Source organism: Janthinobacterium darwini, assembly GCF_051380905.1.
In the GTDB taxonomy this organism is placed as follows: Bacteria; Pseudomonadota; Gammaproteobacteria; order Burkholderiales; family Burkholderiaceae_D; genus Janthinobacterium.
Window position 1 is genome coordinate 3,239,987 of record NZ_JBNYXX010000001.1, and the last position, 19,952, is coordinate 3,259,938.

The following is a 19,952-nucleotide window of genomic DNA, read 5'->3' on the forward strand; positions in this document are numbered from 1 at the left end:
GGCCACCTCTGCCTTCCGCTCGCTAAGACTGGGCCAGGTGTTGTTGCTCAGCAATAATTTGAGGGCGGTCTTGCGGAACCGCCCTATTTGTTTCATCTCGTATAAGTTCCCCTCCCCTCTCCTCCCTTAGACCCATATCAACATCAGGGTGTGTCTTCGCGTCTATATTTTTCCAATAGGAATTAAAAAACAGTCAAGGGGCCGACCGGGGAAGCGCCGCCACCATGTTCAATTTCCACCGCTCCAGCATCAGCCAGAAGCTGACCATGATCTCCGTGCTGTCGTCGGGCTGCGCGCTGCTGCTGGTGTTCGTGGCGTTAGCCCTGACGTCCGTGCTCAGCCACAAGAACGATGAAGGCAAGCAACTGCTGTCCATGGCGGGGGTGATCGGTGCGGCCAGCGCGGCGCCATTGATGGTGGGAAAATCGGCACAGCCGCAGGCGGAACAGATGCTGGCGGCGCTGGCGGCGCGCGACGAGATCTCCCAGGCGGCCCTGTTCGACCGGGGCGGACGCCTGTTCGCCCTGTACCGCGCGCCGCAGCACGACAAGGAGCTGGCGGGCCTGGCGACGCCGGAAGACATGGACCCGGCCTTGCTGGCCGACATGGCCGTGCAGCCCGTCACGCAAGGAGCGGGCACGCCCCTGGCGCCCACCATGCGCTTGTACCGTCCCGTCTACCGGCCGGGCGCGCCGCAGCAGATCGTCGGCGCCGTACTGATCGAAGCAGACCTGAACCACATGTGGCGCAACATCGGCCGCCACGTGGGCGCCATCGGCGGCGCTACCGTACTGTCCTTCCTGATCGCCGTCTTCCTGGCGCGGCGTTTCAAAAGCGTGATCGCCGAGCCGATCACCAAACTGATCGATACCGCGCAAAAAGTGTCCCGCAGCCAGACCTACAGCCACCGCATCGCGCACCACCGCAGCGACGAGCTGGGCGTGCTGATCGACAGTTTCAACGACATGCTGGCGCAGATCGACAGCCGCGACAGCACCCTGGCCAATTACCGCGACCAGCTCGAGCGCCAGGTGGGCGTGCGGACGGCGCAGCTGGAAAAGGCCAAGGATGCAGCCGAGGCAGCCAGCCAGGCAAAAAGTGCCTTCCTCGCCACCATGAGCCATGAAATCCGCACGCCCATGAATGGTGTGCTGGGCATGACGGAACTGCTGCTGGCCAGCCCTTTGAGCCCGCAGCAGCGCCACTACACGAGCATGGTGCAGCGCTCGGGGCAGAATTTGTTGGTGATCATCAACGATATCCTCGACTTCTCCAAGATCGAGGCGGGCAAGCTGAGCGTGGAATACATCCGCTTCAATTTCCGCGAATTGCTCGACGATATAGAGCACGTGTTCGCGCCGCAGGCGGAAGCGAAAAATATCAGCCTGGAATTCGATATCGCGTTTGACATTCCCATTGCCATTTGCGGCGACCCCAACCGTTTGCGCCAGATCATCGTCAACCTGCTGGGCAACGCCATCAAGTTCACGGAAACGGGCAAGGTCACCGTGACAGTGGCAGTGTGCAGCGAAGATGCGGCCAGCGTGGGCTTGCGCTTCGAGGTGCACGACACGGGCATCGGCGTGTCAAACGAGGCACAGACGCGCATCTTCGAATCATTCTCGCAGGCGGACGGCTCGACCACGCGCAAGCACGGCGGCACGGGCCTGGGACTGACGATCTCGAAACAGCTGGTGGAACTGATGGGCGGCACTATCGGCGTTGATAATGCTTTAACGCAAGGATCGATCTTCTGGTTCGAAGTAAATTTCGATAAGCGACGGGTCGACAGCGACGACCCGTCCTTCAACCTGAAAACCACACGAGGGTTACGCGCCTTGATCGTCGACCACACACCCGCCACGCGTGCCGTGCTGGAACGGCAGCTGGCCAGCTGGCACATCGTCAGCGACAGCGCCGGCACGGCCAGCGATTGCCTGGCCAAGCTGCGCGCGGCCGCGCAGGCGGGCACCCCGTATGCCGTGGCCCTGCTCGACATGGAATTGCCGCGCACCAGCGGCCTGGCCCTGGCGGCCAACATCAAGAGCGAGCCGCTGCTGGCCGACCTGAAGCTTCTGCTGCTGAGCACGGAGCAGGCGGCGGCCGATCCCGTGCAGCGGCGCGAGGCGGGCGTGGCCTTCCAGCTGATCAAGCCGGCCCGCGAATGCGACCTGTTCGATTGCATCGTCACGCCGCCGCGCGCCAGCGAGGGCATGCGCATCCATCCGCCATACACGGCCCGCCAGGTGGGCCGGCGCCAGCGCCGCCGCGTGCTGCTGGCCGAGGACAATCGCGTTAACGTGGAAGTGGCGCTGGCCATGCTCGACAGCCTGGGCCTGGACGTGGTGTGTGCGGGCAACGGCGAAGAGGCTTTGCAGGCGGCGCAGGCCGAGGATTTCGATTTGATACTGATGGATTGCCAGATGCCCGTGATGGATGGCTTTGCCGCCACGGCGGAAATCCGCCGCCATGAACAGCAGTGCGGCCACGCGCGCGTGCTGCCGATCGTCGCCATCACGGCCAATGCGTTGCAGGGCGACCGCGAAGCATGCCTGGCGGCCGGCATGGACGATTACCTGAGCAAGCCGTTTACGCAGCAAGACCTGGGCCACACGATTGCGCGCTGGATCACCCTGCCGCGCGCGGCCACCGTGCATCACAGTGTGGCGCCTGAGCCGGAGCCGCAGACATCGCCGGAGGTGGCGCCGCCTTTGGCCGCCGCCCCGCCAGCGTGCCCGCCGCTGAACCGGCAGGCGCTGGAAAACATCCGCACCCTGTCGCGCGCCGATGGCGATGCGTTGCTCGAGCGGGTCATCCTCGCTTTTACCAGCGAGACGCCGCGCCAATTGAGCGCCATGCGCGTAGCGATTGCCGGCGCGGATGCGGATGCGCTGCGCAAGGTGGCCCACAGCCTCAAGTCGGGCAGCGCCAACGTGGGCGCCGATCGCCTGGCGCAGCTATGCAAGGAGATGGAAAAACTGGGCCGCGCTGGCAGTACCGACGGTGCGACTATCCTGCTGCTGCAGATGCAGCAAGCCTTCCTGGCCGTACGCGAATCGCTGAGCGCCATCCTCGTGAAGGAACACTGACATGACAGCGCCCCTCCCTTCCCCACGCGGCCTGGTGCTGGTTGCAGACGACGATCCCGTGATGCGCATGCTGATGCGGCAAATGCTCACGCAGGTGGGCCTGGACGTGATCGAGGCCGAAGACGGCGTGCAGGCGCTGGCCAGCTACAAGCACAGCGGGCCGGACCTGGTCATGCTCGACGTCGACATGCCGGCCCTGGACGGCTTTGCCGTATGCCGCGAAATCCGCCTCCAGGAAGTGGGCGGTACCGTGCCCATCATCATGGTCACGGGCGACGACGAGCTGGATGCGGTCACGCGTGCCTACGAAGTGGGCGCCACGGATTTCATTTCCAAGCCCATCAACTGGCCCATCCTGGGCCATCGCGCACTGTACGTGCTGCGCGCCAGCGACGCCATCGCCCGCCTGCGCATTGCCGACGCGCACAACCGCGCCGTGCTGGCCGCCATCCCCGACACCTTCTTTCGCCTGAACCGCGAAGGCTTTTATCTCGACTACGAACAGGGCCACGACGCCAGCGCCGGCTTTTCCCTCAGCGACTGCGTGGGCAGCCATATCCGCGACGTGCTGCCGCCCGAAATCGCCGCGCGCCTGCTGGACAAGGCGCACGCCGTGCTGGCCACGCAGCACATCGGCTCGGTCGACTACACGCTCACCCACGAAAACAGCACGCGTCACTTCGAGGCGCGCCTGGTGGCGACGGGGGCCGACGAAGTGCTGGGCCTGGTGCGCGACATCAGCGAGCGCAAGCGCACGGAAGAACAGATCCGCCGCCTCGCCTATTGCGACAGCCTGACAGGCATCCCCAACCGGCAAGCCTTTCTGGAAACACTGGAACGCGAACTGGTGCGCTCGAAAGAGCACGACAAGAAATTCGCCGTGCTGTTCATGGACCTCGATGCCTTCAAGCGCATCAACGACACCCTGGGCCACGACGTGGGCGACCACCTGCTCAAGGTGGTGTCCGAGCGCCTGCGCGAAACCATCCGCCCCAGCGACCTGGTGCTGCGCACCGAACACGAGTGTGAGGCCACCTTCGGCGGCAGCAACCTGGCGCGTCTCGGCGGCGATGAATTCACGATATTAATTCCCGACCTGGAGCGGGTGGAAGACGCGCTGAACGTGGCGCACAGGGTGAAGGAAGCCATGCGGCGGCCCTTCATGATCGAGGGGCACGAGATTTTCGTCACGGCCAGCATCGGCATCTCGCTGTATCCGGAAGATGGCGAGGACTGCAACTCGCTGCTCAAATTTGCGGACACGGCCATGTACCACGCGAAGAACTGCGGCAAGAACAACGCCAAGCTGTACAGCTCTTCGCTGACGATGGAAATCATGAGCCATGTGAAGATGGAAGTGGGGCTGCGCAAGGCCTTGCAGAACAACGAGCTGTACTTGTTGTACCAGCCGCAGATAGACGTACCGAGCACACAGATCGTGGGCGTGGAAGCGCTGGTCCGGTGGCGCCACCCGGAGCGGGGCATCATTTCGCCCACGGAATTCATCCCGCTGGCCGAAGAGACGGGATTGATCGTGCCCATCGGCGAATGGGTGCTGCGCACGGCGTGCAACCAGGCCAAGGCCTGGCAAAGCGATGGCGGACGCGCCATCCGCATGGCCGTGAACCTGTCGGCCAAACAATTCAAGGATGAAAACCTGATGCAGATCGTGCTCTCGGCCCTGGCCGACACGGGCCTCGACGCGCGCCTGCTGGAGCTGGAGTTGACGGAAGGAACCTTGATGGACGATGCGCGCGCCACCATGGTGACCCTGGAGCAGTTGCGCGGCATCGGCGTGTACCTGTCCATCGACGACTTCGGCACGGGCTACTCGTCGATGAATTACCTGAAACGCTTCGACGTGCGGGCCTTGAAAATCGACAAGAGTTTTATCGCCGGCTTGCCGCAGGATACGGAAAACGCGGCCATCACGCGCGCCATCATCGCCATGGCGCACGGTTTGAAGATGGTGGTGGTGGCCGAAGGCGTGGAGACGGACGAGCAGCTGCTGATGCTGGAAAAATACGGCTGCGACATGGCGCAAGGCTATTTCCTGGGCCATCCCTCGCCGCACGACACGATCACGGCCATGCTGGCCAGACAGAAGGGTCCGCTGGCCAGCCTGCAATCTAGAGCACTTCGAAAGCAAGGATTTGCGTGACTTGCTGGGCGTTGAAATTATCGTCGGAAATCATTACCAGGCTGCGGCGGCCGTTTTCCAGGCGCGGGCCCCAACTGATGCCTTCGATATTGTCAACTCTTTCAAGGCCGATCTTTTCCAGGTCCAGCAGCAAGCGCTTGCGCGCCGGCACATAGGCCGCGCCCGCCAGGGCCGGGATGGCCTGGATATCGGTGGCGCCATCCGTTTCCATCGCGTAGACGCGCACGTGATTCGTATAGATGCCGTCCGCGTTTTCCACGCCGGCCCGCTCCACTACCAGCACCTGGTGGTCGTTCACGGCGAGGATTTCCGACACGCCATTGTCCGCTTCGCGCCCCGGCGCGGGCCGCGAAGCCACCGGTTCGATAGCATACGCATACTGGTGCAGCACCTTGCCGGCGCGGTCCAGGCGCGTGATGCGCACGACGGAACCGTTGCCGGGCGTGGCCAGCGGGCCATCCTGGTACAGGGCCGCTTCCATGCCCAGCCACAGGCTCTTGCCATCCGACGAGAACGACAGTGCCTCGAAGCTCATGTTGTTGCGCGAACCCACCTCGTCCTTCGAGACATTGAACATGGCGGGCGTGGGCAAGGTTGCCAGGTAGTGGCCACCGCTATCGGCGTGGCGCACGAACGGGTGCAAGCCCACCTTGCGGTTTCCTTCGCTGCCGTACCACAGGCTGCCGTCCTGCGGATCGACGCGGATGGTTTCGATATCGGGCACCTGGTCGCCACTGTCGAGCTTGGCATGCGCCAGATTCGGATAGCGGCTGCCGTCGGGCTGCGTGAAGAAATGCACGCTGCTCAGCGTCACGCCCCTAAACGCCTTGCTGTCGTAGGCCAGGGTGGCGCGGTAGAAGCGCGCCGGATTGATTTCCGAGCGGTCATCGCTTTCCATCACCCAGCTATTATTGGCCGCATCATAGTCGATGCCGGACAAGCCGCCCACGGTGGTGCCCTGGAATGCCTGTTTCAAGGCGATGCGCTGTTCGCCGATCAGGCGCAGGCCGGCAATCGGCGCGTCATGCGGGAAGCTGGCACAGGCGGAGAGAAGGATGGCGGCGGACGCCAGGGCAAGCGCGGTACGGAACAATGGAGGCATGATCGGTATCAAATAAGTCAGGAAGCAAATTCCGGGGTCAGACCCGCCGAGTCTGACCCCAGCTTTAGTTGTGTGGGTTAATAACGAATTACACCACCCCATCGGCCTTGAGCCGCGCGATGGCGGCAGCGTCATAGCCGAGCGACGCCAGCACTTCATCGTTGTGCTGGCCCAGGGTCGGTCCCAGCCACTGGGTCTTGCCCGGCGTGGCGGACAGTTTCGGGCTGATGGCGGGCAATTTGACGGGCGTGCCGTCGGCGAAATGGTGCTGCTCGAACATATTACGGGCGAGAAATTGCGGATCGCTCATCATGTCGCGCACGGAGTAAATTTTGCCGGACGGCACGTCGGCCGCCTTCAGTACGGCCAGCGCGCTGTCTATCGTGTGCGTGGCGCACCAGGCGCCGATGGCATCGTCGATTTCCTGCGTGCGCGCCACGCGGCCATCGTTGCGCGCCAGCTGCGGGTCGCCCGCCATGTCGATGCGGCCCATGGCCAGCATCAGCCGCTTGAAGATGGCATCGCCATTGCCGGCAATCACGATGTTTTCGCCGTCACCCGTCGTGTAGGTATTCGAGGGTACGATGCCGGGCAGCGAACCGCCCGTGCGCTCGCGCACCACGCCGGCCTGGTCGTATTCGGGCACCAGCGATTCCATCAAGTTGAACACGGATTCGTACAGGGCCACGTCGACCATCTGCCCTTCGCCGGCAACCGCACCACCCGTCACGTCGCGGTGACGCAGGGCCATCATGGCGCCGATCACGCCATGCAGGGCCGCCACGGAGTCGCCGATGGATACGCCGACCCGCACGGGCGGGCGGTCGGCAAAGCCGGACACATAGCGCAAGCCGCCCATGGATTCGCCGATGGCGCCGAAGCCGGGCAAGTCCTTCATCGGCCCCGTCTGCCCAAAGCCGGACAGGCGCACCATGATGAGGGAGGGTTTGATCTGCTTGAGCTGCTCATAGCCGAGGTCCCACTTTTCCAGCACGCCGGGGCGGTAATTCTCGATGATGATGTCCGCCTCCAGGGCCAGCTGGCGCGCGATGGCGCGGCCTTCCGGCGCTTTCAGGTTCAAGGTCAGACTTTTCTTGTTGCGCGCCTGCACCGACCACCACAGCGAGGTGCCATCCTTCAGCACGCGCCAGGTACGGATGGGATCGCCACCATCGGGCGACTCGATCTTGATCACGTCGGCGCCGAATTCGGCCAGCATGCGGGCACAGAACGGCCCCGCGATCAGGGTGCCCAGTTCCAGGACTTTGATACCCGCCAAAGGACCAGCCGACGTTTTCTCTTGCATGATTTAGGTTGCCCTGCGGTCGAGCATCGCGCGGGCAATCGTGCCCGCGTCGACGTACTCCAGTTCGCCGCCCACGGGCACGCCGCGGGCCAGACGGCTCACGCGCAAGCCCCGCGCCTTCAGCATTTCGCTGATGTAATGGGCCGTCGCTTCGCCTTCATTGGTGAAATTGGTGGCCAGCACCACTTCACCGACCACGCCATCGTTGGCACGGCTCAGCAGTTTTTCGAGGTGGATATCTTTCGGCCCGATGCCGTCCAGCGGAGATAATCTCCCCATGAGCACGAAATACAGGCCCTTGTAGGTCAGCGTTTGCTCGATCATCAGCTGGTCGGCGGGCGTTTCCACCACGCACAGCAAGCGCTTGTCGCGCTCTTCGTCGAGACAGGTCTCGCACACTTCGTGTTCGGTAAATGTATTGCACAGGCCGCAGTGATGCACGGCATCGACGGCCTGGAACAGGGCGCGCGACAGCATGGCCGCGCCCTCCCTATCGTGCTGCAACAAATGAAACGCCATCCGCTGCGCCGACTTGGGGCCGACGCCGGGCAGGCGCCGCAGCGCCTCGGTCAAAAATTCAAGCGACTTGGACATGGATCAACCCTGCCCCGTGCCACAGATCGAGCGCATGCGGTATGGCATCAGAATGGCATTTTGAAGCCGGCTGGCAAGTTCATGCCGCCGGTCAAGCCTGACATTTTTTCCGCAGACGTCGCTTCCGCCTTGCGCACGGCGTCGTTGAAGGCGGCTGCCACCAGGTCTTCCAGCATGTCCTTGTCGTCGGCCAGCAAGGATGGGTCGATAGAGACGCGCTTGACGTCGTTCTTGCACGTCATGACGATCTTCACCAGACCGGCGCCGGACTGGCCTTCCACTTCCACCAGCGCCAGTTGTTCCTGGGCCTTTTTCATGTTGTCTTGCATTGCTTGCGCCTGCTTCATCAGGCCAGCCAGTTGATTTTTCATCATGAGAATGCTCCGTTCAATTCAGTTTGTGAGTGTGTTAATCATCAATGCAGGGTCGGCGCGGCGGAGCCGGCCGGTGCAGGGGTAATCGTGCCCGGCACGACAAAAGCGTCGAATGCACGCTTCATGTCGAGCACAAAGGGATCGCTTGCGATGGTTTCTTCCGCTTGCAGCTGACACGCCTCGCGGTGAGCCTGCGCCTCCGCGCTGGCCGTGTACCAGACGGCGCCCAGTTCCGTGTCGACATTGACCTTGCGGCCAAAGCGTTCGGTCAGCGCGGCAGCCAGCTTTTCCACGTTGGCGGGGCTGCGCCACGTGTCGATGGGCACGCGCAGGCGGAACGTGGTGCTGTGGCCGTCGTGCAGGCATTCGATCAGCTCGGCCTGCACGGCCAGTTGTTGGGCCACGCCACGCAAGGGCAGCACGGCGGCGACGGCCGGCCAGTTGCCATCCCAGTCCAGATCCGGCACGGGCGTAATCACATACGGCCCGCTGGGCGCGGCTTGCTTGGCGGCACGCTGTGGCATGACGACAGCAGGCTGCTCGGCACTTTGCGCGGCTGGCGCCGACACGGCAGCCGAGGCGCTATCGTCGGAAAATTCGGTGACCCACGGCGGCAAGTCGTCGTCGGCCGGCGCCTGCTGTGGCGGCGGCGCCTGGCGTGCCGGCTGCACGAGTGTGGGCGCTTCCATGACGGCCACGGGCGGCGCATCTTCCCATGGCGCCGGCGCTTTCGCGGCGGCGGGCGGTGGCGGCGCTGCCTGGACGGGCGCGGTTGGGGCTGGCGTGGCTACGGCAGCGGCCGGTGCCGGTGCGGTTGGCTTGGGCGCCGACGATGGCGCCGACGGCGCACTGCCCGGACGGCCTTTCGAGGCGGCACGGGCCGCTTCCAGCGCGGCATTGATGGCGGCGCGGGCGGAACTGATAGGGGCGCCCGATGCGGCCGGCGCAGCCGCAGCCGGAGCGGCTGGCGGAGGCGCGGCCGGTGCTGGCGCCGGGGCGGAAACGGGTGCCGGTGCCGGCGCAGGAGCAGCCACGCGTGGCGGCGGCGCTTCGCTGCGGGCCATGCTGGCGGCAGTGGCGGCAACGACGGCAGGCGGTGTCACGGCTGCATGGCTGGCCACGCTGTTCGTGGCGGCGCGGGCGGCGGGAGCCGAACCTGCTGCGGCGCGCGCGGCGGCGACAAAGCCGGGACGGTTACCCGAAGCTGATGCTGGCGCGGCGGCCGGCACGCCATCGGCGCCGCCTATGCCGGGCCGAAAGGCCAGCATGCGCAGCAAGGTCATGGTAAAGCCCGCGTATTCGTCGGGCGCCAAGCCCAGCTCATTGCGGCCATGCACGGCGATCTGGTAAAACAGCTGCACTTCTTCTGCGTCAAACGCACCAGCCAAACGGACAATGTCCGCGTATTCGGGCAAATCCTGCGGCAAGGCGGCCGGCACGGTTTGCGCCAGCGCAATGCGGTGCAGCAAGGTGCCCAAATCCTGCAGGGCGCCGTTGTAGGACAGGCTGCGCGAGGCCATCTCGTCGGCCACAGCCAGCAGATCGGCACCGTCCTGCTGCGCCAGCGCATCGAGCAGGCGCACCAGATAGGATTGGTCGAGCGCACCCAGCATGCCTTGCACTGCATCGAGGGTGACTGCACCGGCCGCGTACGCGATGGCCTGGTCCGTCAAGGAGAGCGCATCGCGCATGGAACCGTGGGCGCCCTGGGCCAGCAGGCGCAAGGCCGGCTGTTCGAAGGCGATGCCTTCCTGTCCCAGGATATTGTCCAGGTGGCTGATGATGTGGCCGGGCGGCATCTGCTTGAGGTTGAACTGCAGGCAGCGCGACAGCACGGTCACGGGAATCTTCTGCGGGTCCGTCGTGGCCAGGATGAACTTGACGTGCTCGGGCGGCTCTTCCAGCGTCTTCAGCATGGAATTGAACGCGTGGTTCGTCAACATGTGCACCTCATCGATCATATAGACCTTGAAGCGCGCATTGCTTGGGGCATACACCGCCTGTTCCAGCAGCTGCGCCATTTCATCGACGCCGCGGTTCGATGCCGCATCCATCTCTATATAGTCGACAAAGCGTCCCGCATCGATTGCCGTGCACGCTACACACACGCCGCAAGGCTGGGCCGTGATGCCGCCCGTGCCATCGGGGCCGATGCAATTGAGCGATTTGGCCAGGATGCGCGACAGGGTCGTCTTGCCGACGCCGCGCGTGCCCGTGAACAGATAGGCGTGATGCAATCGGCCGCTGTGCAAGGCATGCGTAAGCGCGCGCACGACGTGCTCCTGGCCGACGAGCGTCTCGAAATTCTTGGGGCGGTATTTACGGGCGAGGACTTGATAGGACATGCTGAGATTTTACCATGCGATTTTGCGGGTGATCCTGCGCGACGGGCGCAAGCCTCATGGCCGGGCCAGGTCAAGTTCAAGCAAGACTTGGCAAACGCGGCAAAGCAGCAATTGTATAACATGGCCAGGTGGAAATATGGAAAACACGGCAAGCCCGGCAATGCTGCGGCGCCACGGGAAAATGTGGCCGTAAAAGCAAAAAAGCTGCCCATGGCAGCTTGATTGACGATCCCGATAAAACAATCCCGAAGGAGGCGAGCCTGATCTGCGGCACTCATGGTTAATAGCCGTGGCTGCTTCGTTCCCGACCTGACCAGGTTAGCCATGCCACGATGCGCAGGGGCCCGCCAGGGACAATTATAACCGGTCTGCGCAGGATTGGGAAATTGCCGTGTCAATGCTGCGTAGGTCGGCTTAGGCCGCAGGCCGTAAGCCGACACTGCCGAGTATGCAGATCGTGAACATGCAAGCAACGTCGGGTTACGCGCAAGCGCTAACCCGACCTACCCCGACCTATCCAATACCTACAAACCCAGCTCTTGCCAGATGCCATCCACCTTGGCCTTCACTTCCGGCGTCATGGCTATCGTCGTGCCCCACTCGCGCGTGGTTTCGCCCGGCCATTTATTCGTCGCATCGATACCCATCTTGCTGCCCAGGCCGCTGACCGGCGAGGCGAAGTCCAGGTAATCGATGGGCGTGTTGTCGACCAGGGTGGTATCGCGGATGGGGTCGACGCGCGTGGTGATGGCCCAGATGACTTCCTTCCAGTCGCGGATATTCACATCTTCGTCGACCACCACGATGAACTTGGTATACATGAACTGGCGCAGGAAGCTCCACACGCCGAACATCACGCGCTTGGCGTGGCCCGCGTACTGCTTCTTGATCTGCACCACGGCCATGCGGTAGCTACAGCCTTCGGGCGGCAGGTAAAAGTCGGTGATTTCGCTGAACTGCTTTTGCAGCAGGGGCACGAACACTTCGTTCAGGGCCAGGCCAAGCACGGCCGGCTCGTCGGGTGGTTTGCCCGTGTACGTAGAGTGATAGATCGGGTCGCGGCGCATGGTGATGCGGTCGATGGTAAACACGGGGAAACTGTCCTGCTCATTATAGTAGCCCGTGTGGTCGCCATACGGCCCTTCCAGCGCGTGTTCATAGCCGCTCGGATGATTTTCGTCCGGGTAGATATGGCCTTCGAGCACGATTTCGGCCGACGCGGGCACGCGCAGCTCGCTGCCGATGGCTTTCACCAGCTCCGTGCGGCTGCCACGCAGCAAGCCGGCGAACTGGTATTCGGACAGGCTGTCCGGCACCGGCGTGACGGCCCCTAATATAGTAGCGGGATCGGCACCGAGCGCCACGGCGATCGGGTACGGCTTGCCCTTGCTTTGAATCGCATGCTCGCGGAAGTCCAGCGCCCCGCCCCGATGGGCCAGCCAGCGCATGATGACTTTATTGCGCCCCAGCACTTGCTGGCGGTAAATGCCCAGGTTTTGCCGCTTCTTGTTCGGCCCCTTGGTGATGACCAGGCCCCAGGTGATCAGGGGGGCGATGTCGCCGGGCCAGCAATGCTGGATGGGCAGGCGCGCCAGGTCGACGTCATTGCCTTCCCAGACGATTTCCTGGCACTTGGCGCCGCGCAACTCTTTCGGCGACATGTCCCACACGGATTTCACCAGCGAGCCGAGGCCCAGCAAATCCTTGAAATCCTTCGGCGGTTCCGGTTCCTTCAGGCGCGCCAGCACATGGCCGATCTTGCGCAACTCGCTGACATCTTCCGCCCCCATGCCCAGCGCCACGCGACGCGTGGTGCCGAACAGATTGCCCAGCACCGGCATGTCGTATCCCGTGGGATTGTTGAACAGCAAGGCCGGCCCACCTGCGCGCAAGGTGCGGTCGCATACTTCGGTCATCTCCAAAATCGGTGAAATGGGGGTCGAAATGGGCTTAAGTTCACCCATTTGTTGCAGTTGAGAAATAAAATCTCGCAAATCTGAATATTTCATGTGTTTTTAATTTTTTTTGACGTCGGACGCCGTTGCTGAAGGATCTATGCCAAGTAATTGATTTTATTGGCTTTTGGCACAATGCAAGACAAAAAGTAAGACATAAAAGTAATAAAGAATCGATTCGTTAGTATTGACTTGATATAAAACGGCTTCTACAATTCGCCCAACTTGAAAGAGCACGCCGGCCCAGAGCTTGATTTTAGCGTTTCTCTTTCATTCACGGAGTCGGGGCTCCACATGACATTTTAAGGAGTGTTTTCAAAAGGCGTCTGCCTTACCCCCGGTAAAAGTTGTATTGCGACTGATCCAATACCAGCATGGGACCGATCAGCTCAAGCAAGCAATGACGGCGTTTCTCGCACGCATCCATACGCGGCGGAAACGATGATATTTCTGATGCACGGCATTGGCAGTACCCACAACACCGCGAAACCGCGGAGGGACTGCCTGTTGACGCGACATTTCGGGGAACTCTATGACTCATCGTAGCACTGAAGCAGCCTTGCCTGCTTCAACCGTGGCTGGCCAGCCAGCGTTGGCGCGTTTGCGCGCCCGCGCACAAGCCATTTCAGCCCGTGGCGTATTGACCACGGCGCAACATACACTGACAGTCTTCGGCATTTCCGCCCTGGCACTGATCGCCCTGCTGATGTTCCGCCCCGACCTGGGCAAGCAACTGACGCACAGCCTGTTCCCGCTGCCGATGGCAGAAGCGCAAGCTGTCGAAGCGCCGGCTCTGTCGGCACTGATGGAAGCGCCTGCGTCCGTGCAAACGGCCGCCGCCAAAGAGGCACCGCTGAGCAAGGAAGAAAAAGCCTTGCTGGGCACGCAAAAGCAGCAGCAATGGGTCACCAACTGGCTCTCCAAGCGCTACCGCGTGGCCAACGACGCCACCAATATGCTCGTGTCGACGGCCTACCTGACAGCACGTGAAATCAAGCTGGACCCGCTGCTGATCCTGGCCGTGATGGCCATCGAATCGGGCTTGAACCCGTTCGCGGAAAGCCCCGTGGGCGCGCAAGGCTTGATGCAAGTCATGTCGAAAGTGCACCATGAGCGCTTCCAGGAAATGGGCGGCGTGCAAGCAGCTCTGAACCCGGTCGCCAACATCCGTGTCGGCTCCCTGATCCTGAAAGACTACGTCACGCGCGGCGGTTCCGTCGAAGCGGGCTTGAAAACCTACGTGGGCGCTGCCAACTTCGCCACCGACTCGGGCTACGGCTCGCGCGTGCTGGCCGAATACCGCCGCCTGAAGCAAGTGTCCGCCGGCCAGCGCGTGCCGACCACGACGCCGGTGATGGCATCGAACACGCCAGCGCCAGCCAAGGCCCCGGCAGCGGAAAGCGGCATCACCATCAAAGTGCTGCCCCACAACGAGATCGCCGGCCTGTAGTAGCGCGCTCTTCCAACCTACTGCGCAGCCCGCTCTCGGGTCGGCGTTACTCGCTGTACTCCAGTACAGCTGCGTTACTCAACCCGACATCGGGCTTGCTCGCTACGGTTTGAAGAGGCGCCGATGCGTTAATGCGCAACACTCCGACAGCAAAAAGGGCAGACTTTTCAGTCTGCCCTTTTTGCATCCATTGCGGCCTTCGCCGCTGGATCCCTACCTATATTACTTGCGCTTGTTGGCGTTGACTTCTTCCTCGCGGAATTTCACTGCCAGCTTGTCCAGCACGCCGTTCACATACTTGTGGCCGTCGATACCGCCAAACGACTTGGCCAGCTCGACCGCTTCGTTGATGACGACGCGGTACGGGATTTCCATGTTGTTCTTCAGCTCGAATGCGCCGATCAGCAGGATGCCGTGTTCGATGGGCGACAGTTCCGCGATATTGCGGTCAATCAAGGGTGCCATGCTGTCGCGCAGCGCCAGCGAATCCTTGATGGCGCCATACAGCAGCACCGTGAAGTGATCGCCATCGGCCTTGTCAAAGCCATGCGCGGCGCGAATATTGTTCACGACGGTGGTCGCGTCTTCATTGTTCAGCAGCCACTGGTACAAGCCCTGCAGCGCAAACTCGCGCGCGCGGTGACGCGGCGTGCGGTTTTTGCTGGGATTGGCGAGCAAATTTTTCTCAGTCATGATTGTTACCTGTTCTTAAATACGTATGTACTGCAAATAGTGACGAATACCGCGGCGTGCTGTTGGACAGCACGCCGCGGCGCAAGCACGATTAATCCTCGTCTGTGTCTTGCAACTCTTCTAGCGCTTGCGCCAGATTGGCCATTTCCACTGCCACACGTGCCGCTTCGGCTCCCTTGACCAGCATGCGCACTTCCGCCTGCTCGTCGTTTTCGGTCGTCAACACTGCGTTGGCGATGGGGATGCCGTAATCGAGACCGATGCGCGTGATGCCTGCGCCCGATTCGTTCGATACCAGCTCGAAGTGGTAGGTTTCACCGCGAATCACGGCGCCCAGTGCGATCAGGGCGTCGAATTGCTCGGTTTCTGCCATTTTTTGCAGAATCAGTGGGATTTCCAGGGCGCCCGGCACGGTCACGTGCAGGATATCTTCATCGGCCACGCCCAGCTTGCTCAACTCTTCCAGGCATGCCGACAGCAAGCCACCACCGACGATTTCATTGAATCGTGCCTGGACGATACCGACGCGCAAACCTTCGCCGGCAAAATTGGTTTCGTATGTTCCTACGGTCATCATATGCCTCTTTAATCTGGTGGTTCTGGGCGACACGCACATGCCGCCATCGTTTACTCTCACATCGACGCCTGACAAAATCGTAGCGAGCGGCAGCGAGTTGTGGCCGAGAAGCGCAACTGTACGAATAGTACAGTGAGCATCGCAGGCCGCAAATCGCGACGCGCAGTAGATTTATTTAGGCGTCCTGGCCTGGATGGCACTGAAAACCCGTCACTTCCAGGTCGAAACCGGCCATCGACGGCATCTTGCGTGGACTGGCCAGCAATTGCATCTTGCTCACGCCCAGGTCGCGCAGGATTTGCGCGCCGATGCCGTAGCTACGCAAGTCCATGCTGGCGGCGCGGCCTTTCGGCTTGGCTTGCGGCGTATCGAGCGCGGCGAACTGGGCAAACAGTTCGCCCGACGTTTCGCCGCAGTTCAGCAAGACCATCACGCCCCGTTCGGACTGCTTGATGGCGGCCATCGAGGCGGCCACCGTCCACGAGTGAGTAGTCGCTTCGCTTTCCAGCACGTCCAGCAGGGAAACAGGCTGGTGCACGCGCACCAGCGCTTCCAGGCCGGGCGCCAGGTCGCCATGCACGAGGGCCAGGTGGGCCGACGCGCTGGGCTTGTCGCGGAACGCGATCAAGCGGAATTCACCGTGCGCCGTATGCAGCTTACGCTCGGCAACGCGTTCGACCAGCGATTCCGTCTGGCTGCGGTAATGGATCAGGTCGGCAATCGTGCCGATTTTCAGGCCATGCTGCTCAGCGAACACCAGCAAGTCCGGCAGGCGGGCCATGGTGCCGTCGTCCTTCATGATTTCGCAAATCACGGACGCGGGCGTCAGGCCGGCCATGGCCGTCAGGTCGCAACCGGCTTCCGTATGGCCTGCGCGCATCAGCACGCCGCCCTTTTGCGCTTTCAAGGGGAAGATATGGCCAGGCTGGACGATATCGCTGGGCTGTGTTCCCTTGGCCACGGCCACCTGGATGGTCTTGGCGCGGTCGGCGGCGGATATGCCTGTCGTTACGCCTTCGGCCGCTTCGATGGAGACGGTAAAGTTGGTGCCGTAGGCGGTACCGTTGCGCGAGGTCATCATCGACAGGTTCAGCTCGTCGCAACGCTCTTCCGTCAGGGTCAGGCAGACCAGACCACGCGCATGCGTAATCATGAAATTGATGGCTTCAGGCGTCACGAAATCGGCGGCAAGCACCAGATCGCCTTCATTTTCCCGGTCTTCTTCATCGACCAGTATCACCATGCGGCCGGCGCGCAATTCAGCGACGATCTCTTCGGTGCTGGATATAGACATTATTCATCCTCTTGAGACGCCAGGCAAAACCTGCTGCGCGTTGGTATAGGCGGCCTGCGATGCTCACCGTACCTTCGTACGGTTGCGCTTCTCAGCCACCTCTCCCTTCCGCTCGCGACGGTTTTTTCCGGGCGTTGTTAATGTAACTAAAAACTGAAACTAAAATTGAAACGTCGAGCGCGAATATTCCGCGAATTTCCGGGAATTTTCTTATAACCTGCTATTTTAAAGGATTTAGCGCTTGCAGACCTGAAATAAGACAGCCCAGCAACACCAATATGCAGGCCGCCGCCCTGCTTGCCCCGCAAAGCGCCGCTTCCCCGATCCAGCGCACACGGCGACGGCAAAACGCGCGCCACCGGTCTTGCGAAGAGCATAAGATCAGCCAGTCACCACCACGGCGCTGACACCCCACTCGCAGCGATACCCACACAGGAGCGGCAACATGAAAACCAACGGATCGGCCATCTGGTCAGGCGGCATCAAGGACGGCAAGGGCGCCATCAGCACACGCAGCGGCGCCTTGCAGGACTATCCCTACGGCTTTGCCAGCCGCTTCGAAGGCAAACCCGGCACCAATCCCGAAGAACTGATCGGCGCCGCCCACGCGGGCTGCTTCACCATGGCCCTGTCGCTGATCCTGGGCGAAGCGGGCCTGACGGCGGAAAAGATGGAGACGACGGCTGAAGTGACCCTCGACAAGGGGGACGACGGTTTTGCCATCACGGCCGTCCACCTGATCCTGAAAGCAAAAATACCGGGCGCCGACCAGGCGACATTCGAGGCATTGACGGCGAAGGCCAAGGCCGGCTGCCCCGTGTCGAAGTTACTTAAAGCCAACATTACCCTGGACGCCAGCCTGCTGCCCTAGATTTTAGTCACGGGCTTGACGGGTTCCACGGCGGCCACCGGCGCCACCAGTGGCAGGCGCGAATCGCTGGCCGGCAGTGGCCGGTTCATCAAGCCCGGATTCAGGGCTGCATTATTCAGGTTATAGGCGGCGATGGCTGCCGCCACTGACGGATCTTGCGACGAGGGCGGCGGTACAGTCATGCCCGCGTTTTGCGCGGCCAGCTCTTGCGCCTGCGCATTTTGCTGGGCCAGCTGGGCTTGCGACGTCGCCTGGCCTGCATCGGCTTGCACTTGCGCTGCGCGTGCCAGCGATTGCGCCCGCTCACTGGCCGCCTGGGCCGCCATTTGCGCGTCGCTTGCGGCCAGCTGGGCCCGCGCCGCATCGTCCGCTGCCGCTTGCGCCCGCTGCTGCAAGCCCTGCTGCTGCACTTGTCCTTGGCGCAGATCGTCCACCCGTGCAACTTCCTGCTGCTGCGCCTGCTTATCTGTATTGATGCGTTCGCTGTCCAGGCGTTCGGCGTCAAGGCGCGCGGTATCGGCGCGCTGCTTGTCCGTGCGCTGCGTCTGCAGCAATTGCGCTGCATCGGAGGCTGCTTGCGCCTGCGGCGAGGGCCGCAATTCCTGCAAGTCCAGGTTCAGCTCTTCCGCCTCCAGCTGCTGCTGCAGTTCCAGCTGTCGTTGTGCAATGGCAACCGTTTGCGTCGGCGCCCCTTGAGCCACGGCCTGCGCGGCATACGCCGGCACGGCGGCACCCGCCAAATCCGCTTCGACGCTGGCCGCCAGCGGCGCGCCCTGCTGCCGGGCCAGCATGGCGCCCACCTGCGCCAGCACGTCCGTTCCCTGTTGCAAGGCGTCCAGAGTGGCATGACTGTCAGCCGCATATGCGGCTTGCAAAGTTGCCGCATTGACATCTTCATTGCGCAAATCGATGCCGATGCGGGCCAGCTGTGCTTGCGTGAGCAAGCCGCCGTCCTGCGCCAGCGCGGCCGCAGCACCCGTCGTGCCATCGCCCGACAGCAAATCGTAGCGCTGCGCCAGGCTGCCCGTCGTGTCGCCAGCCGTCGCCAGCTGGCTGGCATCGATGCCGCTCGTTTGCAACTGGGTGAACGATTCCGTCAGCTGCCGCGCCAGCGCCAGCAAGTCGTCATTGACGTTGACGGGGATATTTGCCGCGCCGGCCTGCTCGGTGGCGCCCTGCAAGGCCAGCAGTTGCCGGCGCGACAAGGCCACGCCGGACAGGAACTGGCCCAGCGGGGAGAGGTCGACCTGGGTCGATGACTGAATGGCCAAGGCCGCCGCCGCGCTGGAAGACGGCACAGGCTGCGCCGGCGCCAGCGGTACCATCTCGCCCACGCGAGGCGTCGCCGGTATGGCATTGGGCACGGTTGCGCGCGAAATCGGGTCCATGGCTAGCCTCCACTGCGGAAAGCTTCATAGTATGCGCGTCTGGAAGAAAAGCAACACACGCTTGGCACGACGAAAGGCCGACGCGGGTGTTGCTCCTTTACGCTGCCATGTCAGACGGCGGCCTTGTCCAGCGACAGCATGCGCTCGACATAGCGGGCGATCAGGTCGATTTCCAGGTTGACCTTGCCATCGACCGTCAAGTGTTTCAGGGTCGTCATGGCGATGGTGTGCGGTATCAGGTTGATGGAAAAGCGGCAGCCGTTGACGGCACCCGCGCCCAGGTCTTCCACGCGGTTGACGGTCAGGGACACGCCATTGACGACGACGGAACCTTTGAAGGCCAGGTATTTCGCCAGTTCGTGCGGTGCTTCGATGACCAGTTCCCACGATTCGCCCACGGCTTCGAACTTGCGCACGATGCCCAGGCCGTCGACGTGGCCGGAAACCAGGTGGCCGCCCAGGCGCTCGGCCAGGGTCAGGGCTTTTTCCAGGTTCACTTCCGTGGTCGTATCGAGGCCCACTGTGCAATTGAGGCTTTCACGCGAGACATCGACGGCAAAGCCCGTGTCCGACTTTTCCACCACCGTCATGCAGGCGCCATTGATGGCGATCGAATCGCCCAGGGCCACGTCGGCCAGCGGCAAGCCGCCCGCGTGAATGGTCAGGCGCACGCCGGCATCGAGGCCGCCTTCGAGTGCTTGCACGGTGTCAATCTTGCCAATGGCGGCAACAATTCCTGTAAACATGGAGCTA

The 19,952-nt window shown here is 62.5% G+C and carries 15 protein-coding genes and 1 other RNA gene; 4 read left to right on the forward strand and 12 right to left on the reverse strand.

Annotated elements, in window-relative coordinates; translation table 11 throughout:
- The first annotated feature begins 224 nt into the window (after positions 1–224).
- Both ACQ4WZ_RS14935 and ACQ4WZ_RS14940 read left to right on the forward strand, forming a co-directional pair.
- Entirely contained in the window at positions 225–3,089 is a 2,865-nt protein-coding gene (locus ACQ4WZ_RS14935) for a response regulator (RefSeq protein ID WP_436573793.1), read from the forward strand.
- Position 3,090: 1 nt separating this feature from the next.
- Positions 3,091–5,250, forward strand: a complete 2,160-nt coding sequence (locus ACQ4WZ_RS14940; protein WP_436573794.1) for a putative bifunctional diguanylate cyclase/phosphodiesterase — start codon at positions 3,091–3,093, stop codon at positions 5,248–5,250.
- Here the strand turns inward: ACQ4WZ_RS14940 and ACQ4WZ_RS14945 are convergent.
- The 7 genes from ACQ4WZ_RS14945 to ubiD form a co-directional block, all read right to left on the reverse strand.
- Complete coding sequence (locus ACQ4WZ_RS14945) at positions 5,219–6,352, reverse strand: esterase-like activity of phytase family protein (protein ID WP_436573795.1); 1,134 nt, start codon at positions 6,350–6,352, stop codon at positions 5,219–5,221. The genes ACQ4WZ_RS14940 and ACQ4WZ_RS14945 overlap by 32 nt on opposite strands.
- Positions 6,353–6,440: 88 nt before the next feature.
- Positions 6,441–7,658 carry a CaiB/BaiF CoA transferase family protein gene (locus ACQ4WZ_RS14950; protein WP_133992945.1) on the reverse strand — a complete coding sequence of 406 codons (1,218 nt, stop codon included), beginning with the start codon at positions 7,656–7,658 and terminating at the stop codon, positions 6,441–6,443.
- A 3-nt stretch (positions 7,659–7,661) separates the two neighbouring features.
- The gene (gene recR, locus ACQ4WZ_RS14955; RefSeq protein WP_086138528.1) at positions 7,662–8,252 is read right to left on the reverse strand and encodes a recombination mediator RecR; all 591 of its coding nucleotides are present in this window, start codon (positions 8,250–8,252) and stop codon (positions 7,662–7,664) included.
- A 47-nt stretch (positions 8,253–8,299) separates the two neighbouring features.
- Positions 8,300–8,626 carry a YbaB/EbfC family nucleoid-associated protein gene (locus tag ACQ4WZ_RS14960; protein WP_101480300.1) on the reverse strand — a complete coding sequence of 109 codons (327 nt, stop codon included), beginning with the start codon at positions 8,624–8,626 and terminating at the stop codon, positions 8,300–8,302.
- A 41-nt stretch (positions 8,627–8,667) separates the two neighbouring features.
- Positions 8,668–10,971, reverse strand: a complete 2,304-nt coding sequence (locus ACQ4WZ_RS14965) for a DNA polymerase III subunit gamma/tau (RefSeq protein WP_436573796.1) — start codon at positions 10,969–10,971, stop codon at positions 8,668–8,670.
- A 250-nt stretch (positions 10,972–11,221) separates the two neighbouring features.
- Positions 11,222–11,320: signal recognition particle sRNA small type (gene ffs, locus ACQ4WZ_RS14970), an RNA gene on the reverse strand.
- A 175-nt stretch (positions 11,321–11,495) separates the two neighbouring features.
- Positions 11,496–12,980 carry a 4-hydroxy-3-polyprenylbenzoate decarboxylase gene (gene ubiD / locus ACQ4WZ_RS14975; protein ID WP_099380300.1) on the reverse strand — a complete coding sequence of 495 codons (1,485 nt, stop codon included), beginning with the start codon at positions 12,978–12,980 and terminating at the stop codon, positions 11,496–11,498.
- A 478-nt stretch (positions 12,981–13,458) separates the two neighbouring features.
- On the opposite strand from ubiD, the gene ACQ4WZ_RS14980 reads away from it, so the two are divergent.
- Positions 13,459–14,376, forward strand: coding sequence for a transglycosylase SLT domain-containing protein (locus tag ACQ4WZ_RS14980; RefSeq protein WP_436573797.1), 918 nt, complete (start codon positions 13,459–13,461; stop codon positions 14,374–14,376).
- A 222-nt stretch (positions 14,377–14,598) separates the two neighbouring features.
- Here ACQ4WZ_RS14980 and nusB read toward each other — a convergent pair whose 3' ends face one another.
- From nusB to ribBA, 3 genes are all read right to left on the reverse strand, one after another.
- Entirely contained in the window at positions 14,599–15,069 is a 471-nt protein-coding gene (gene nusB / locus ACQ4WZ_RS14985) for a transcription antitermination factor NusB (RefSeq protein WP_070219581.1), read from the reverse strand.
- Between the two features lie 91 nt (positions 15,070–15,160).
- Positions 15,161–15,643 carry a 6,7-dimethyl-8-ribityllumazine synthase gene (ribH, locus tag ACQ4WZ_RS14990; protein ID WP_094445951.1) on the reverse strand — a complete coding sequence of 161 codons (483 nt, stop codon included), beginning with the start codon at positions 15,641–15,643 and terminating at the stop codon, positions 15,161–15,163.
- 178 nt (positions 15,644–15,821) lie between these two features.
- Complete coding sequence (gene ribBA, locus ACQ4WZ_RS14995; RefSeq protein ID WP_101480297.1) at positions 15,822–16,940, reverse strand: bifunctional 3,4-dihydroxy-2-butanone-4-phosphate synthase/GTP cyclohydrolase II; 1,119 nt, start codon at positions 16,938–16,940, stop codon at positions 15,822–15,824.
- A 445-nt stretch (positions 16,941–17,385) separates the two neighbouring features.
- Between ribBA and ACQ4WZ_RS15000 the strand changes: the two genes are divergently transcribed.
- Positions 17,386–17,811, forward strand: a complete 426-nt coding sequence (locus ACQ4WZ_RS15000) for an OsmC family protein (protein ID WP_101480296.1) — start codon at positions 17,386–17,388, stop codon at positions 17,809–17,811.
- Here ACQ4WZ_RS15000 and ACQ4WZ_RS15005 read toward each other — a convergent pair.
- Together ACQ4WZ_RS15005 and ACQ4WZ_RS15010 are read right to left on the reverse strand one after the other, a co-directional pair.
- Positions 17,808–19,199, reverse strand: a complete 1,392-nt coding sequence (locus ACQ4WZ_RS15005) for a hypothetical protein (protein ID WP_436573798.1) — start codon at positions 19,197–19,199, stop codon at positions 17,808–17,810. The genes ACQ4WZ_RS15000 and ACQ4WZ_RS15005 overlap by 4 nt on opposite strands.
- Before the next feature lie 110 nt (positions 19,200–19,309).
- Positions 19,310–19,945: a riboflavin synthase gene (locus ACQ4WZ_RS15010; RefSeq protein WP_436573799.1), complete on the reverse strand. Its 636-nt coding sequence runs from the start codon at positions 19,943–19,945 to the stop codon at positions 19,310–19,312.
- Positions 19,946–19,952: the final 7 nt, after the last annotated feature.

Coding starts and splice junctions, on each gene's coding strand:
- recR (WP_086138528.1), bottom strand. CDS start 8,252: ATGTCCAAGTCGCTTGAATTTTTGACCGAGGCGCTGCGGCGCCTGCCC.
- ribBA (WP_101480297.1), bottom strand. CDS start 16,940: ATGTCTATATCCAGCACCGAAGAGATCGTCGCTGAATTGCGCGCCGGC.
- ACQ4WZ_RS14980 (WP_436573797.1), top strand. CDS start 13,459: ATGACTCATCGTAGCACTGAAGCAGCCTTGCCTGCTTCAACCGTGGCT.
- ACQ4WZ_RS15005 (WP_436573798.1), bottom strand. CDS start 19,199: ATGGACCCGATTTCGCGCGCAACCGTGCCCAATGCCATACCGGCGACG.
- ACQ4WZ_RS14965 (WP_436573796.1), bottom strand. CDS start 10,971: ATGTCCTATCAAGTCCTCGCCCGTAAATACCGCCCCAAGAATTTCGAG.
- ribH (WP_094445951.1), bottom strand. CDS start 15,643: ATGACCGTAGGAACATACGAAACCAATTTTGCCGGCGAAGGTTTGCGC.
- ACQ4WZ_RS14950 (WP_133992945.1), bottom strand. CDS start 7,658: ATGCAAGAGAAAACGTCGGCTGGTCCTTTGGCGGGTATCAAAGTCCTG.
- ACQ4WZ_RS14940 (WP_436573794.1), top strand. CDS start 3,091: ATGACAGCGCCCCTCCCTTCCCCACGCGGCCTGGTGCTGGTTGCAGAC.
- ACQ4WZ_RS14935 (WP_436573793.1), top strand. CDS start 225: ATGTTCAATTTCCACCGCTCCAGCATCAGCCAGAAGCTGACCATGATC.
- ACQ4WZ_RS14960 (WP_101480300.1), bottom strand. CDS start 8,626: ATGATGAAAAATCAACTGGCTGGCCTGATGAAGCAGGCGCAAGCAATG.
- ubiD (WP_099380300.1), bottom strand. CDS start 12,980: ATGAAATATTCAGATTTGCGAGATTTTATTTCTCAACTGCAACAAATG.
- nusB (WP_070219581.1), bottom strand. CDS start 15,069: ATGACTGAGAAAAATTTGCTCGCCAATCCCAGCAAAAACCGCACGCCG.
- ACQ4WZ_RS15000 (WP_101480296.1), top strand. CDS start 17,386: ATGAAAACCAACGGATCGGCCATCTGGTCAGGCGGCATCAAGGACGGC.
- ACQ4WZ_RS15010 (WP_436573799.1), bottom strand. CDS start 19,945: ATGTTTACAGGAATTGTTGCCGCCATTGGCAAGATTGACACCGTGCAA.
- ACQ4WZ_RS14945 (WP_436573795.1), bottom strand. CDS start 6,352: ATGCCTCCATTGTTCCGTACCGCGCTTGCCCTGGCGTCCGCCGCCATC.